This window comes from uncultured Microbacterium sp., assembly GCF_963521645.1.
GTDB lineage: Bacteria > Actinomycetota > Actinomycetes > Actinomycetales > Microbacteriaceae > Microbacterium.
Genome location: NZ_CAUQVQ010000006.1, coordinates 1 through 14,986, shown reverse-complemented (window position 1 = coordinate 14,986; position 14,986 = coordinate 1). Strand labels below are relative to the sequence as shown.

General features: G+C 67.9%; 16 protein-coding genes. 9 read left to right on the top strand and 7 right to left on the bottom strand.

Annotation, left to right across the window (positions count from 1 at the left end; genetic code table 11):
* Positions 1-198: 198 nt before the first annotated feature.
* Entirely contained in the window at positions 199-1,272 is a 1,074-nt protein-coding gene (gene ychF / locus RWO82_RS02910) for a redox-regulated ATPase YchF (RefSeq protein WP_314423079.1), read from the bottom strand.
* A gap of 57 nt (positions 1,273-1,329) precedes the next feature.
* A complete protein-coding gene (locus RWO82_RS02905; protein ID WP_314423076.1) occupies positions 1,330-2,070 on the bottom strand; it encodes a class I SAM-dependent methyltransferase in 741 nt (246 codons plus the stop codon).
* Between the two features lie 59 nt (positions 2,071-2,129).
* Between RWO82_RS02905 and RWO82_RS02900 the strand changes: the two genes are divergently transcribed.
* The gene (locus RWO82_RS02900) at positions 2,130-2,723 is read left to right on the top strand and encodes an exonuclease domain-containing protein (protein WP_314423073.1); all 594 of its coding nucleotides are present in this window, start codon (positions 2,130-2,132) and stop codon (positions 2,721-2,723) included.
* A gap of 46 nt (positions 2,724-2,769) precedes the next feature.
* Complete coding sequence (rmuC, locus tag RWO82_RS02895; protein ID WP_314423071.1) at positions 2,770-4,041, top strand: DNA recombination protein RmuC; 1,272 nt, start codon at positions 2,770-2,772, stop codon at positions 4,039-4,041.
* On the opposite strand, the gene RWO82_RS02890 is transcribed toward rmuC, so the two are convergent.
* Both RWO82_RS02890 and glpX read right to left on the bottom strand, forming a co-directional pair.
* Positions 4,042-4,341 carry a hypothetical protein gene (locus RWO82_RS02890; RefSeq protein WP_314423069.1) on the bottom strand — a complete coding sequence of 100 codons (300 nt, stop codon included), beginning with the start codon at positions 4,339-4,341 and terminating at the stop codon, positions 4,042-4,044.
* 158 nt (positions 4,342-4,499) lie between these two features.
* Positions 4,500-5,486: a class II fructose-bisphosphatase gene (glpX, locus tag RWO82_RS02885; RefSeq protein ID WP_201469262.1), complete on the bottom strand. Its 987-nt coding sequence runs from the start codon at positions 5,484-5,486 to the stop codon at positions 4,500-4,502.
* Between the two features lie 182 nt (positions 5,487-5,668).
* Between glpX and fbaA the strand changes: the two genes are divergently transcribed.
* Positions 5,669-6,697: a class II fructose-bisphosphate aldolase gene (gene fbaA / locus RWO82_RS02880; RefSeq protein WP_314423063.1), complete on the top strand. Its 1,029-nt coding sequence runs from the start codon at positions 5,669-5,671 to the stop codon at positions 6,695-6,697.
* Between the two features lie 62 nt (positions 6,698-6,759).
* Here fbaA and RWO82_RS02875 read toward each other — a convergent pair whose 3' ends face one another.
* From RWO82_RS02875 to RWO82_RS02865, 3 genes are all read right to left on the bottom strand, one after another.
* Entirely contained in the window at positions 6,760-7,284 is a 525-nt protein-coding gene (locus RWO82_RS02875) for a DUF6264 family protein (protein ID WP_314423060.1), read from the bottom strand.
* Positions 7,285-7,534: 250 nt separating this feature from the next.
* On the bottom strand, positions 7,535-8,317 hold the full coding sequence (locus RWO82_RS02870) for an IclR family transcriptional regulator (protein WP_314423057.1): 783 nt from the start codon (positions 8,315-8,317) through the stop codon (positions 7,535-7,537).
* A 2-nt stretch (positions 8,318-8,319) separates the two neighbouring features.
* Entirely contained in the window at positions 8,320-9,363 is a 1,044-nt protein-coding gene (locus tag RWO82_RS02865) for a 4-hydroxy-3-methylbut-2-enyl diphosphate reductase (RefSeq protein WP_201471550.1), read from the bottom strand.
* A gap of 89 nt (positions 9,364-9,452) precedes the next feature.
* Here RWO82_RS02865 and xseA point away from each other — a divergent pair, with 89 nt between their 5' ends.
* From xseA to RWO82_RS02835, 6 genes are all read left to right on the top strand, one after another.
* A complete protein-coding gene (gene xseA, locus RWO82_RS02860) occupies positions 9,453-10,745 on the top strand; it encodes an exodeoxyribonuclease VII large subunit (RefSeq protein WP_314423053.1) in 1,293 nt (430 codons plus the stop codon).
* Positions 10,746-10,775: 30 nt separating this feature from the next.
* Positions 10,776-11,015 (top strand): exodeoxyribonuclease VII small subunit, encoded by a 240-nt coding sequence (locus RWO82_RS02855; protein ID WP_314423050.1) that lies wholly within the window; start codon positions 10,776-10,778, stop codon positions 11,013-11,015.
* Positions 11,012-11,650, top strand: coding sequence for a DUF4245 family protein (locus RWO82_RS02850; protein WP_314423048.1), 639 nt, complete (start codon positions 11,012-11,014; stop codon positions 11,648-11,650). Before RWO82_RS02855 ends, RWO82_RS02850 begins: the two co-directional genes overlap by 4 nt.
* Before the next feature lie 5 nt (positions 11,651-11,655).
* A complete protein-coding gene (locus RWO82_RS02845; protein WP_314423045.1) occupies positions 11,656-12,306 on the top strand; it encodes a carbonic anhydrase in 651 nt (216 codons plus the stop codon).
* A gap of 80 nt (positions 12,307-12,386) precedes the next feature.
* Positions 12,387-13,808, top strand: coding sequence for a class II fumarate hydratase (locus RWO82_RS02840; protein ID WP_314423043.1), 1,422 nt, complete (start codon positions 12,387-12,389; stop codon positions 13,806-13,808).
* A 208-nt stretch (positions 13,809-14,016) separates the two neighbouring features.
* Complete coding sequence (locus tag RWO82_RS02835) at positions 14,017-14,853, top strand: DUF559 domain-containing protein (protein ID WP_314423039.1); 837 nt, start codon at positions 14,017-14,019, stop codon at positions 14,851-14,853.
* The last annotated feature ends 133 nt before the right edge of the window (positions 14,854-14,986 follow it).

The following is a 14,986-nucleotide window of genomic DNA, read 5'->3' as shown; positions in this document are numbered from 1 at the left end:
TCTCAACTGCGAAGAGCCGCATAACCGAACCGACACCGTGTCCACGATCACGGGTCAAGGCCCCACAGAGGGTCACGGGGGATCTCACTCAAAGCTGACACAGAGGGCTTACGCCGACTTCGACACGGTGCTGATTATTGACAGCGAGCGAAGCTGTGCGCGTCGGCTCCGATCCGTGAGTGCGAGCGCACCGAAGGTTTAGTTCGAGAAACGGAACTCGACGACGTCGCCGTCCTGCATCACGTAGTCCTTGCCCTCGAGACGCGCCTTGCCCTTGGCCCGGGCCTCGACGACCGACCCGGTCTCGACGAGGTCGTCGAACGAGACGATCTCGGCCTTGATGAAGCCCTTCTCGAAGTCGGTGTGGATGACTCCCGCGGCCTGCGGTGCCTTCGAGCCCTTCGGGATGGTCCAGGCGCGCGCTTCCTTCGGACCGGCTGTCAGATAGGTCTGCAGACCCAGTGTGTCGAAGCCGATTCGGGCGAGCTGGTCGAGACCCGACTCGTCCTGACCGGTCGAGGCGAGCAGTTCGGCGGCGTCTTCGGGGTCGAGGTCGATCAGCTCGGACTCGATCTTCGCGTCGAGGAAGATCGCCTTCGCCGGGGCCACGAGTGCTGCGAGTTCGGCCTTGCGGGCATCGTCGGTGAGAACGCCCTCGTCGACGTTGAAGACGAAGATGACGGGCTTGGCGGTGAGGAGTCCGAGCTCGCGGATCGGCGTCAGATCGATGCCGGCGACGGACAGCAGCACACCGCGCTCGAGAGCATCCTTGGCGGCCTTCGCGGTCTCGAGGACCACGGGCTCGATCTTCTTGCCGCGGACCTCCTTCTCGTACCGCGTGATCGCCCTGTCGACGGTCTCGAGGTCGGCCAGCATGAGTTCTGCGTTGATGGTCTCCATGTCGGATGCCGGATTGACCGCACCGTCGACGTGCACGACGTCGTCATCGGCGAAGCCGCGCACCACCTGCGCGATGGCATCCGCCTCGCGGATGTTCGCGAGGAACTTGTTGCCGAGGCCCTCGCCCTCGCTCGCACCGCGCACGATGCCGGCGATGTCGACGAACGACACGGCCGCGGGCAGGATGCGCTCGCTGCCGAAGATCTCGGCGAGCTTGTCGAGACGCGGATCGGGCAGGTTCACCACCCCGACGTTCGGCTCGATCGTCGCGAACGGGTAGTTCGCCGCGAGCACGTCGTTCTTGGTCAGGGCATTGAAGAGGGTGGACTTGCCGACGTTGGGCAGGCCGACGATTCCGATAGTGAGAGCCACGGGGGTCGAGTCTACCGGGCGGCGGCATCACTCCCCTGCGTGATCAGTGCGAGCTCGTCACTCCGCACGCACGGCACGGAAGGCATGAGTGACGTACGGCAGATCGACGGTGCCGTCGACGAGTCCGAGCTCGTCGAAGAGCGCGTCCAGTCCCTGCACGATCTCCGCCTTCTCCTCCGGCGAGGCCGCGATGAGATAGCTGCGAGAGAGCGCCATCTGGTGCAGCTGGGCCCGGGTGATCGACCGAGTCCACTCCCAGCGCTCCGTCTCGACGTGCGCGAAGGGCGCTTCGATTCGGGGACCTTCCGAGTTCACCATCTGCTCCGCAGGGCTGCTGTGCATGATGTCGGTCAGGCGACGCACCCAGTCCGTCCGTTCGTCGCGGATGTTCCAGACGAGTCCGAGCACGCCTCCGGGCCTGACGACCCGACCGAGCTCCGCCGACGCGGCGACGGGTTCCACCCAGTGCCACGCCTGACCGAGCACGGCCGCGTCGACGCTCTGGTCGGGCAGCGGCATGTTCTCGGCGGATCCCTGAAAGGTCGGGATCCCCGGAACGCTTCCCCGGAGCGCAGCGAGCATCTCGGTGTCGGGGTCGACGGCGACCACCTCTGCACCGGGAGCGTGCGCGAGGACTCGCGTGAGCTTCCCTGTGCCGGCGCCGACGTCGACGATCCGGCGAGAACCCTCGGGCATCGATTCGAGCATCCATGCGACGGCGTCGAACGGGTACTCCGGCCGACCGGCCTCGTAGTTGGCTGCCTCCGCGCCGAAGGATGTCGCCCTGTGCACACTCATGTGGTCAGCCTACGGCGCGTCATCCGCTCGCGCTCGGACCCCTGGGAGAGAGTGGGGACGTGCCACTGGACTTCACCGCGATCGACTTCGAGACGGCGAACTCCAGTGCCGCCTCGGCCTGCTCTGTAGGACTCGTGCGGGTGCGCGACGGTCTCGTCGTCGCCTCTGCGGGCTGGCTGATCCGGCCGCCGGCAGGACACGACGAGTTCCAGGAGTGGAACGTGCGGATCCACGGCATCCGCGCGCAGGACGTGCGCACTGCCTCCTCGTGGGAGGACCAGTTCGACAGGCTGTGCGCCTTCGCAGGAGCAGACGTGCTGGTGGCCCACAACGCCGGATTCGACCTCAACGTCCTCCGCCGGGCGTCGGAGGCCACGGGCGGCGACTGCCCTCCGTACCGCTCGCTGTGCAGTCTCCAGGTCGCGCGCAAGATCTACGACCTCGAGTCCTACCGCCTTCCCAAGGCGGCCGAGGCAGCCGGTTTCACCGGTTTCTCGCATCACGACGCGCTCGCCGATGCTCTGGCTTGCGCGCACATCGTGATCGATGCGGCGCGACGCGTCGGCGCCTCCGATGTGTTCGAGCTCGCGGGCGCACTGAACGTCCGCATCACCGAGCCCGCGATCACCGCGCCGGAGCGGGCCGTCGCCTGAGCCGGCCTCCCCGCGGATGTCCGAGGCTCCGGGCATCATTGACCGCATGGATGCTCTGACGATCGTTCTCCTTCTCGCGGCGCTGGTGTGCGGCGCCGCCGCGGGGTGGTTCCTGCGTGCAGGCCGCGGCGCGGCCGAACTGGCTCGACTGCAGGCGCAGCTCGAGGCCGCGCGCGACGACCGCGACCGGCAGTACGACCTGTACCGCGATGCCGTCGATCACGCACGGCACGAGCAGCAGGCCGAGGCGCAGCGTGTGCAGCAGCAGAACGCGGTCCTCACCGCCCTCGCGCCCGTGCGCGAGAGCCTGCAGCTCATGCAGCAGAAGGTCTCCGCGATCGAGCAGGAGCGCCACGCGCAGTTCGGCTCGCTCGCCGAGCAGCTGCGACGCGCCCAGCAGAGCGACGAGGCGCTGCGGGCGACCACCGAATCGCTGGCCGGCGCGCTGCGCTCCACCGCGAGCCGAGGAGTGTGGGGCGAGACCCAGCTGCGACGAGTCGTCGAGGCCGCGGGACTGATGCGCCACGTCGACTTCGACCTGCAGTCGAGCATCTCCTCCGATCGTGGCCAGGGGCGTCCCGACATGGTCGTGAGGCTCGCAGGGGGCACCTCGATCGCGGTGGACGCGAAGGTGCCGCTCGATGCCTATCTCGAAGCATCCGCGCTGCCGATCGGCGACGCCCACGAGGCACAGCGTCGGGTGCACATGCAGAAGCACGTCAAAGCGGTGCGGGCTCATGTCGATGCTCTCGCCAAGAAGGCGTACTGGATGGGCCTCGATGCGAGTCCCGAGTTCGTGATCTGCTTCCTGCCGAGCGAGTCACTGCTCGCCGCCGCGATCGACGAGGATCCGACGCTGCTCGACTACGCGTTCGGGAAGCGCGTCGCTCTCGCATCGCCGGTCAATCTGTGGGCTGTGCTCAAGACCGTCGCGTACACCTGGACCCAGCAGGAGGTGTCGAGCGAGGCGAGGGCGCTTCTCCACCTCGGCACACAGCTCTACGACCGCCTTGGCGTTCTCGCGGGACACGCCGACGATCTGCGTCGGGCGCTGGAGCGCACCGTCGACAGCTACAACAGGTTCGCGGGATCACTCGAAAGCCGCGTGCTCGTCACGGCCAGGCAGTTCCCCGGCATAGACACCGCGGCACTCGACTCCGCGCCCGCGGCGATCTCGGCGCAGACACGTCGTTTCACCGCGTCCGAGCTCGTCGGCGCGGAGTCCGATGGGATGCCGATCAGTGGAGCGGCTGAGGCCGGATCCCCGCTGCACGCGGACGTCGGGGATGTGCGGTCGCGGTTGGACGCCGGAGAGTGATCAGGCGACGCCGGGAACGCCGCTGAGCAGCAGGATCACCAGACCGCTGGTCACGACGAACGCCCCGATCATCCACCACGCACTGAGCTCGTGGCCTTCGGCACGACGAACGCGGAACAGCACGTCGGCGCGTCTCGCCGGATCGGGGATCGACGGCGCTGTGGCCGCGGGTGCCATCGGGGCACCGGTCGTGAGCGGGGCTCCCGATTCGTCCACGTTGACCCGAAGGATGCGGCCGGTGGCTGTCGTCACGATCTTGGTCGCAGCGGCTGTGGAACCACTCGTGTGCTGCGTTGTCATCGGTCTGCCCTCCTGTGCCTGCGGTGCCTGGCGGCTCCGTCGACGGCGACAAATCCAGTGACAATTGTGACACGTGATGCTGCGAAACCACGGCTCGGCGATCCGAGCGGCGGTACCGGGTCGGTAACGATGCCCGGATCGACGTCACGCGCTTCGCGTCAGAGCCACTTCGAGACCAGGTGCTCCGAGGCGATCCGGCGCAGCGTTCCCGACGCACCGCGCAGCACGACGCTCTCGGTGTAGATGTAGCCGCCCTCACGGCGCACACCGTCGACGAGTTGCCCGTCGGTGACACCCGTCGCGACGAAGATCGTGTTGTCGCCGCGCACCAGATCGTCCGCCTCGTAGACCCTGTCCATGTCGAGTCCCGCATCGATACCGCGCTGGCGCTCGTCATCGTCGCGGGGCCACAGCCGTCCCTGGATGTGGCCGCCCAAGGCCTTGATGGCGCACGCGGTCACGATCCCCTCGGGGCTGCCGCCCACTCCGACGCACATGTCGGTGCGGGCGCCGTGGCGCGCCGCATTGATGCCGCCGGCGACATCGCCATCGCTCATCAGACGCGTTCCGGCGCCGGCGTCCCGGATCTCCTGGATCAGCTTCTCGTGGCGCGGGCGGTTGAGCACCGAGACGACGATCTCGTCGACGGGCTTGCCGAGCGCGCCGGCGAGTTTACGGATGTTCTCGCCGATCGGCAGACGGATGTCGACGACCCCGACGCCGGCAGGTCCCGTGACGAGCTTGTCCATGTAGAAGACGCTCGACGCGTCGAGCATGGAGCCGCGATCCGACACGGCGATCACCGAGAGCGCGTTCTGCCGCCCCGCAGCCGTCAGCGACGTGCCGTCGATCGGGTCGACGGCGATGTCGCACTGAGGACCCGTGCCGGTGCCGACGACCTCGCCGTTGAACAGCATCGGGGCGTTGTCCTTCTCGCCCTCGCCGATGACGACGCGGCCCTGGAAGGCGACCGTGCCGAGGAAGGCGCGCATGGCATCGACCGCGGCTCCGTCAGCCGCCTCCTTCGCTCCGCGGCCGATGAAGGGCACGGCGCGGATGGCTGCCGCCTCGGTCGCACGCACCAGCTCCATCGCGAGGTTTCGGTCGGGACGCAGGGGGCTCAGATCGGCCGTAAGACTCACCATGCGGTCAGCCTAGCCACGATGCATCGCTGAAAGGCCTGTTTTCGGGTCGGAGCGGACGAAGGAATCGCGATTCTTAACAGGACGATATGCACGCCGCTCCGCTGGCGGGACGCGGCCAACATCCGCCCACGCTCCCCGATAGAGTGACTGCTGTCCCGGCTTCACCAATCGCAGGAGTTCTCATGCCCGTCGCCACCCCGGATCAGTACGCCGAAATGCTCGACCGCGCGAAGGCCGGCGGCTTCGCGTACCCCGCTTTCAACGTCTCGAGCTCGCAGACGATCAACGCCGTCCTGCAGGGTCTCACCGAGGCCGGCTCCGACGGCATCATCCAGGTCACCACCGGTGGCGCCGACTACTTCGCCGGCCACACGGTCAAGGCCCGCGCGACCGGTGCGCTCGCCTTCGCCCGTTACGCCACCGAGGTCGCCAAGAACTACCCGATCACCGTCGCGCTTCACACCGACCACTGCCCGAAGGATGCCCTCGCCGGCTTCGTCGAGCCCCTGATCGCCGCCTCGGAAGAAGAGGTCAAGGCAGGTCGCAACCCGATCTTCCAGTCGCACATGTGGGACGGCTCGGCTGTGCCGCTCGCCGAGAACATCGAGATCGCCAAGGATCTCCTCCCCCGCATGAAGAACATCAACGCGATCCTCGAGGTCGAGATCGGCGTCGTCGGCGGCGAGGAAGACGGCGTCGCCCACGAGGGCTCCAATGACGCCCTCTACACGACGTTCGCGGATGTCGATCAGGCCGTGCAGGCACTCGGACTCGGCGAACAGGGTCGCTACATCGCGGCGCTCACCTTCGGCAACGTGCACGGCGTGTACAAGCCGGGCGGAGTGAAGCTGCGTCCGGAGCTGCTGGGCGAGATCCAGCAGCAGGTCGCGGCGAAGTACAACACCGGTGCGAAGCCGCTCGATCTCGTCTTCCACGGCGGCTCCGGCTCGACCGATGAAGAGATCGCGCTCGCGGTGGCGAACGGCGTGATCAAGATGAACATCGACACCGACACGCAGTACGCCTACACCCGCGCGATCGCGGACTACATGTTCAAGAACTACGACGGCGTGCTCAAGGTCGACGGCGAGGTCGGCAACAAGAAGCTGTACGACCCGCGCGCCTGGGGCAAGGTGGCCGAGACGGCCATGGCCGCCCGCGTGGTCGAGTCGACCCGGCAGCTCGGGTCGTACGGTCAGTCGAAGAGCTGAGCGACGCCCCACGCGAAGGAGCCCCCGGCCGAGAGGTCGGGGGCTCCTTCGCGTTCATCCGCCTACGGGAGTGCCGACGATGAGAGGAACTCGACGAACGCCGGGTCGCCCATCATCGGGATCGCGACGCAGATCGAGGCGACGATGGTCGTGACGAACGCGCCCGCCACGGGCACCCACCAGGTGAGCCTGCCCCGTCGCAGCCGTCGGATGGAGAGGTAGGCGGTCACCGACCACCCGACCGCGAGCACGAGAGCGGCGATCGTGCCCCAGAGCCGACCCTGCGCATAGTTCGTGAACTCGCCGTCGATGCCCATGAGGCGCATGACCTCGTTCATCGCGGTCGAGAAGTCGAGATACGACAGCGCAGTCACGACGACGTTCACCAGGCCGTAAGCGAGCAGTGCGATCGTGACGAAACGGTCGACAGGTGCGCCGGCGCGCCGCGGCGAGGAGACCTCGGGGGCAGCGGAGCGGGGCGGCGTGCTCGTCTCGGGCTCTGCCTCGACGATCGGAGGAAGGCCCGCAGCTCTGCGCTGCTCCTCGAGTGTCGCGATCTCGCCGTACTGTGGCCGTTGGTCCGTCATCCCAGCATGCTAGCTGTAGCGGCAGGGGGCGCTTGTCAGGAAGGTCCGGAGAATGAAGGCGGCCCCGGCGAAGTGGGGACTCCGCGGGGCCGCGGACGACCGTGCTGGGGACACGTGCCGTCCAAGCGGGCGAGGGTCGTGGGGACGGCCCCTCGCCGGTAGCGCCGTTCTGCACAGACGGCTAGGCGTTCAACGATAGAAAAACGCGGCGCCGTGCGCCAGACCCGATTGTTCAGATAATGAACCGAGGTCAGAAATCGCCCTCGACCCCGCTGCCGATGCCATCGGCTCCCAACTGCAGGGACAGCCGTCGAGCGGCGTGCTGGAGCTGTGTGATCAGGCGCCCATCGACCACAGCGTGCTCGGAGGGAAGGGAGATCGCGAGCGACGCGGTGACGCCGGGCGCTGCCACCGGCACCGCCACGCAGGAGTTGCCGATGGAGTATTCGTCCCGTTCGACGGCGAAACCCTGCGAGCGCTCGAGTTGGCTCAAGAGCGTCTGCGTGTCGCTGATGGTCCGCGGGGTCAGCTCCTGCAGCCGGTGGCGGGAGAGGTAGTCGAGACGCTCCTCGCACGTCAGATCCGTGAGGATCTGCTTTCCGAGCGCCGTCGCGTGAGCACTGGAGTCCATCCCCACCCACAACTCGACACGGGGGCTGCGAACGGCGTCGACCACGTCGACGAGGTGCATCTCGCCGTCGGCGTATCTCGAGAGGTACGCGGTCGCTCCGAGCTCTTCCGTGACGTCGCGCAGCGCCGCGCGCACCCTGGCGAGGAACACTCCGCGCGGTGCGATCTCGGTCCGGAAGGTCGGGAAGCGCGCGCCGAGCACCAGCCCATCCGGCTCATTCGCGAGGTAGCCCTCGTGGATCAGTGTGCGGACGAGGTTGTATGCGGTACCCGGTGTGAGGCCCGTGATCGAAGCGAGGGTCTTGACCGGCAGGGGCCGCGCGGAGTTCGCGACGATGTCGACGAGCCGCAGCGCGCGCTGCACGGAACCGATCAGAGTGGGTTCCGCCTCGGTGGAGGTCACCGTCAGGCGCCTCCGCCTGTGGCTCGGCCTCCTAGAGCGCGGGCGTCTCGCTGGCCCGACGAGTCCTGCCGCAGTTCCTTGGGCAGGGAGAACATCAGGTCCTCCTCCGCGGTCTTCACCTCTTCGACGTCCTGGTACCCGGCACCCGCCAGCGCATCGAGCACCTCGCGGACGAGCACCTCGGGCACCGATGCCCCGCTCGTGACGCCGACCGTCGCGACTCCGTCGAGCCACTCCTGCTTGACCTCTTCCGCGTAGTCGACGCGGTAGGCGGCCTTCGCACCGTACTCCAGGGCGACCTCGACGAGGCGCACGCTGTTCGAGGAGTTCGACGATCCGACGACGATCACCAGGTCGGCGTTGGCTGCGACCTTCTTGATCGCCACCTGACGGTTCTGGGTCGCGTAGCAGATGTCATCGGACGGCGGGTTGTGAAGGTCGGGGAAGCGAGTGCGGAGGCGGTTGACGGTCTCCATGGTCTCGTCGACGGACAGCGTGGTCTGCGACAGCCACACCACCTTCGACGGGTCCTTCACTTGCACCGTGTCGGCCTCGGCCGGGGAGTTGACGACAGTCACGTGATCGGGAGCCTCGCCCGCCGTGCCCTCGACCTCTTCATGGCCGTCGTGACCGATCAGCAGGATCTCGAAGTCGTCGCGGGCGAATCGGACAGCCTCGCGGTGGACCTTGGTGACGAGCGGGCAGGTCGCATCGATGGCGTGCAGCCCGCGCTCGGATGCGGCGTCGACCACTGCAGGCGACACTCCGTGGGCGCTGAAGACGACATGCGCGCCCTCGGGGACCTCGTCGACCTCCTCGACGAAGATCGCACCCTTGTCCTCGAGCTCGGTCACCACGTGGATGTTGTGCACGATCTGCTTGCGCACGTAGACCGGCGCACCGTAGCGCTCGAGAGCCTTCTCGACGGCGACCACAGCGCGATCGACCCCGGCGCAGTACCCGCGCGGAGCGGCGAGGAGAACACGCTTGTGTCCGACCACCGGGTTATCCTGAAGCCGTCCGGCCGCCGCACGCACTCGAGGGATACGCGGCACGGGGAGATGAACGGCAGTCGAAGTCACTCTTCGATTCTACTGCCGACAACCTGAGCAGGAGCGGAAGGTGCACTGAACGGATGACGGTCTTCGAAGCGTCGACCCGGCCCGGCGAGACCCCACCGGCGGATGCGGTCGCTCCGCGCGACTCCTCGGCGGATGCTCCGACCTCGGTCGCCCGGCTGAACGGAACGATCCGCGATTTCATCGCCCGATGGAACACCGTGTGGGTCGAGGGCGAGATCACTTCGTGGAACGTCCGTGGCGGCAACATCTTCGCCCGACTCAAGGACACGCGCTCCGACGCCCAGATCTCCATCCGCATCTGGTCGAGCGTGCGGCCTCGGATCCCCGGCGACCTCGCGGTCGGCGACCACGTCGTGGCCGCCGTCAAGGCCGACTACTTCGTCAAAGCCGGAGACTTCAGCTTCACCGTCTCCGCGATGAAGCACGTCGGCCTCGGAGACCAGCTCGAACGGCTCGAGAAGCTCCGTCTCCAGCTGCGGCAGGAAGGCCTGTTCGACGCGGCTCGCAAGAAGAGGCTGCCGTTCCTCCCGCATGTGATCGGACTCATCACGGGTGAACGCTCTGATGCGGAGAAGGACGTGCACCGCAACGCCGAGCTCCGCTGGCCCCAGGTGCGCTTCCGTACCGAGTACGCCGCCGTGCAGGGCGACCGATGCGTTCCCGACACTCTCGCCGCTCTCGCTCGACTCGATGCAGACCCCGAGGTCGACGTGATCATCATCGCGCGCGGCGGCGGCGACCCCCAGACTCTCCTCGGATTCAGTGACGAGCGCCTCGTGCGGGCAGTGGCGGCGGCGACCACTCCGATCGTCAGTGCGATCGGACACGAGAACGATCATCCGCTGCTCGACGATGTCGCAGACCTTCGCGCATCGACTCCGACGGATGCCGCGAAACGCGTCGTACCCGACGTCAGCGAGCAACGCGCACTCATCGCGCAGCTGCGCTCTCGGGCCACGTCGAGACTCACCCAGCGACTGTCGCACGACATCGCTCAACTCGAACAGCTGCGTTCGCGTCCGGCGCTGCGCTCTCCCGACCCCATCATCGAGTCCCGCTCGCAAGAGGTATGGCTGCTGCTGGCCCGAGGCCGCGACACGATCACACGCCAGCACGAAGCCGCAGGCCGAGCCACGAGCGAACTGCGAGCTTCGCTTCGAGCTCTCTCACCTGCCGCCACGCTGGCGCGCGGCTACGCGATCGCCCATCTCGACGGCGGGGTGATCCTGCGAGATGCTGCCGACGCACCCGCCGGGAGCGCCCTGACCATCACGGTCGATCGCGGGTCGATCGCGGCGCGCTCCGAAGGCGAGATCGCCGAGGGGCCGGCCGCTCGCTCCGCGTGAGCACGTCCGCACACCGCGTAGGATGGAGGGGTGAGTGCGCTGAACGACACCCCTGTGGACACGCTGTCGTTCGAGGCCGCTCGCGATGAGCTCGTGAGGGTCGTGTCCGAGCTCGAACAGGGCTCCCCGACCCTCGAGCAGTCGCTCGCACTCTGGGAGCGCGGTGAGGCTCTCGCGGCCCGATGCGAGGAGTGGCTGCTCGGTGCCAAGCGACGCCTGGAGGCGGCCCGTTCCTCCGCATCCGGCGACGCGGACGAGGACGACTCGTGAACAAGCCTGCTCCCATCGTCGCCGAACTCGGACGCCCGGAGACTCCCGCCGAGACTGCCGCCCGCAAGGCGGCGTCGAGCAAGGCCTACCGTTCGAGTCAGACCGTGCGGAGCCTGGTCGCCGCACTCATCGCCACTCTCGCGATCGTCGTGGTCATCGTGCTCATCGTGCCCCGCGGTGAACCTGCGAGCGCGCCGCAGATCGACATGGTCGCGATCGCCGGCGATGTCGAATCCACCATGGACAGCCCGGTGATCGTGCCCGATCTCGGCGACTTCTGGCGCGTGAACGCCGCAGAGCTCACCAGCGGCGCGACCGTGGTGTGGGATGTCACGCTCGCCCCCTCCGCAGAGGACGAGCGCGGATTCATCAGACTCGCGCAGGCCTTCGACGCGGATTCGTCCTGGGCGCCGCAGCGACTGAACGGCACCGCCCCCACGGACACGGCTTCGATCGGCGGGCTGGAGTGGGACGTCTACGAACTCGGAGCCGCCGGCGCCGAGCAGAACGTCACCTATGCGATCGGCACCCAGGCGGGTGACGACTACCTGCTGCTGTACGGCTCACGCTCGGCCGATTCCACGGCCGAACTGGCCGAATCCCTCGTCCCGCAGATCCGCGAACTCTCGGAGTGACCCTGATGACCGACACCCTCACGCCCGCCGCCGCCTGGAAGCAGATGCAGGAGGGCAATCAGCGTTTCGTCGATGACGCCCCCCGGCACCCGAATCAGGATGTGGCGCGACGGAAGCACCTGGCCGAGGCCCAGCATCCTGTCGCCACCCTGTTCGGATGCTCGGACTCCCGTCTCGCTGCGGAGATCATCTTCGATCTGGGCCTCGGCGACCTCTTCGTCGTCCGCAACGCCGGTCAGGTGATCGGCGAGTCGATCGTGGCGAGCCTCGAGTACGCCGTCGCCGTGCTCAATGTTCCGCTGATCGTCGTGCTCGCCCACGATTCGTGCGGTGCTGTGCGCGCCGCGATCGACGGGACGGCGATCGACGCCGCTCCCCTGCCGCCGCACATCTGGAAGCTGATCGCGCCGATCGTCCCCGCCGCCCGCAAGGTTCTCGTCGAGAGCGGCGGCAGCACCGTCGACGAGATCGATGCCGAGCTCGTCGGCCAGGAGCACCTGCGCAACACGGTCAGGGACCTGCTGCAGTCGTCCGAGGTGATCTCGAACGCTGTGGAAGAGGGCCGACTGGGCATCGTGGGAGCCAACTATCGTCTGGCCGAGGGCACCGCGGTGCCCGTCATCACGGTCGGGATCGACTCCGACGCAGCCGTCTGAATCGGCATCGGCTCAGACACCATCGACTCAGCCAGAATCGACACCGAGGGGCGCGGCCCCGCAACCAAGGAGGGTTCGGAATGACCGACACCGACCAGCTCAGCGGCGACAACTCGCAGGGCTTCCGCATCGAGCACGACACCATGGGCGAGGTGCGAGTCCCCGTGAACGCGCTGTACGGCGCACAGACGCAGCGGGCCGTGGAGAACTTCCCGATCTCGGGCAAGGGCCTGGAGTCCACGCAGATCGCCGCGCTCGCGCGCATCAAGAAGGCCGCCGCGCTGGCCAACAAGGAGCTGGGAACTCTCGACGGCGACGTCGCCGACGCGATCGCCCAGGCCGCCGACCAGGTCGCCTCGGGCGCCCACGACGGCGAGTTCCCCGTCGACACGTACCAGACGGGCTCCGGCACGTCCTCGAACATGAACATGAACGAGGTGCTCGCCACTCTCGCGACCCGCATCCTCGGCGCGAACGTCCACCCGAACGACCATGTGAACGCCTCGCAGTCGTCGAACGACGTGTTCCCGACCTCCGTGCACATCGCCGTCACACAGGCGCTGATCGACACCCTCATCCCGGCGCTCGACCACCTCGCCGTCGCATTCGAGGCCAAGGCCGAGCTGTGGAAGGACGCCGTGAAGTCGGGTCGCACCCACCTGATGGACGCGACCCCGGTGACCCTCGGCCAGGAGTTCGGCGGCTACGCCCGCCAGATGCGCCTCGGCATCGAGCGCGTGCAGTCGGCCCTCCCCCGCGTCGCCGAGGTCCCCCTCGGCGGTACCGCCACGGGCACCGGCATCAACACGCCGCTCGGATTCCCGCAGAAGGTCATCGAGCTGCTCGCGGCCGAGACCGAGCTGCCGATCACCGAGGCGAAGGACCACTTCGAGGCGCAGGCCAACCGTGACGGACTGGTCGAGGCATCGGGCGCGCTGCGCACGATCGCCGTCTCGCTGACCAAGATCAACAACGATCTGCGCTGGATGGGCTCGGGACCCAACACGGGTCTCGGCGAGCTGCACATCCCCGACCTCCAGCCCGGTTCGTCGATCATGCCGGGCAAGGTCAACCCGGTGGTCCCCGAAGCCGTGCTCATGGTGTGCGCACGCGTGATCGGCAACGACGCGACCGTCGCCTGGGCCGGCGCCTCGGGCTCGTTCGAGCTCAACGTCGCGATCCCGGTCATGGGCACCGCCGTGCTCGAGTCGATCCGTCTGCTGGCGAACGCCTCGCGCGTGCTCGCCGACAAGACCGTCGACGGACTGCAGGCGAACCTCGAGCGCGCCGCAGCCTTCGCGGGCATGAGCCCGTCGATCGTGACCCCGCTCAACAAGCTCATCGGCTACGAGGCCGCAGCCAAGATCGCCAAGCACTCGGTCGCCAAGGGCATCACGGTGCGCGACGCCGTCATCGACCTCGGCTACGTCGAGCGCGGCGATCTGACTCTCGAGCAGCTCGACGAGAAGCTCGACCTGCTGTCGATGACTCACCCCGGTTGATCACGAGTCGCACCCACCACTTCGGGGGCCGACACACCAGACGCCGAACACAGGAGCACTTCCTGCTCGGCATCCGGTGCGTCGGCCCCCGAAGTGTGTGACGCCGACTGTTCCTGCGGCGCACGAAGCGGCTGCGACTTCTGCACCGATGTCGCGAGAACGCCCGTGCGTCGCGTCATCGAGCACGCGGAACCGCCACGCTGCGGGGATGCTCGACCCACGAATCACCCTCGATCGCCTCGGCGGCCTCGCTCGCGGAACGCATCTCCAACTCCACGGCCTCGATCGTCCGTCCCTCTCGAAGGCCGTGCGCGCAGGACGCATCGAACGCATCCGACCAGGGCTGTTCGCTTCGCCGACGCTGCCCGAACCCATCCGTCGCGCCGCCGCGCACGGCGGCGCGCTCACCTGCAGCGCGGCCCTGCGTCATCACGGCGTGTGGGTCCTCGCGGGCGCTGACCTCATGCACGTCTGGATCGCCCGGCGCGGACGGACGTACGCCCACGACGGATGCCGATGCCGCAGCCACTTCTTCCGGGGCGCTGTGCCGCTCGGTGTCGTCGATGTCGAGACTGCTCTCATCCACCTCTACCGCTGCGAGGGCGAGGAATCGTTCTTCGCCTCACTCGAATCGGCCCTGCATCAGCGAGCGCTGACACGCGCAGCCCGACTACGGATCCGCTCGGCTCTTCCGGCATCCGCCCGGTGGCTCTGCGATCTCGCGCACCCCGATTCGGAGAGTGGGCTCGAGTCCATCCTCCGAGTGAGACTGCACGTGCTCGGCATCGCGCTCACTGCACAGGCGACCATCGACGGGGTGGGTCGCGTCGATTTCGTCGTGGGCGGGCGGCTCATTCTCGAGGTGGACGGACGCGTCAATCATGCCGGTCACGATCGACGCCACAAAGATCTGGTCCGGGATGCCAGGGCCTCGGCGCAGGGATACGAGACCCTGCGCTTCGACTACGCGCAGGTGATCCACGACTGGCCCTCCGTCCAGGCCGCCATCCTGGCGGCCCTCCGACGCGCCGGGGATCTCGGCTGAGGCACCTCGGATGCCGGATGCCGTTCCTCGGCACCGCTTCCACTTCGGGGGCCGACACGCCAGATGTCGACCGCATCGGTGCGTCGGCCTCGGCGCATGGCGTGTCGGCCCCCGAAGTGAACGAGGAACAGGA

Bases quoted from the DNA above. Each gene is read 5' to 3' on its own strand.
- RWO82_RS02840 (WP_314423043.1), top strand. From the start codon at position 12,387: ATGACCGACACCGACCAGCTCAGCGGCGACAACTCGCAGGGCTTCCGC.
- rmuC (WP_314423071.1), top strand. From the start codon at position 2,770: ATGGATGCTCTGACGATCGTTCTCCTTCTCGCGGCGCTGGTGTGCGGC.
- glpX (WP_201469262.1), bottom strand. From the start codon at position 5,486: ATGGTGAGTCTTACGGCCGATCTGAGCCCCCTGCGTCCCGACCGAAAC.
- RWO82_RS02905 (WP_314423076.1), bottom strand. From the start codon at position 2,070: ATGAGTGTGCACAGGGCGACATCCTTCGGCGCGGAGGCAGCCAACTAC.
- xseA (WP_314423053.1), top strand. From the start codon at position 9,453: ATGACGGTCTTCGAAGCGTCGACCCGGCCCGGCGAGACCCCACCGGCG.
- RWO82_RS02845 (WP_314423045.1), top strand. From the start codon at position 11,656: ATGACCGACACCCTCACGCCCGCCGCCGCCTGGAAGCAGATGCAGGAG.
- RWO82_RS02835 (WP_314423039.1), top strand. From the start codon at position 14,017: ATGCTCGACCCACGAATCACCCTCGATCGCCTCGGCGGCCTCGCTCGC.
- fbaA (WP_314423063.1), top strand. From the start codon at position 5,669: ATGCCCGTCGCCACCCCGGATCAGTACGCCGAAATGCTCGACCGCGCG.
- RWO82_RS02890 (WP_314423069.1), bottom strand. From the start codon at position 4,341: ATGACAACGCAGCACACGAGTGGTTCCACAGCCGCTGCGACCAAGATC.
- RWO82_RS02875 (WP_314423060.1), bottom strand. From the start codon at position 7,284: ATGACGGACCAACGGCCACAGTACGGCGAGATCGCGACACTCGAGGAG.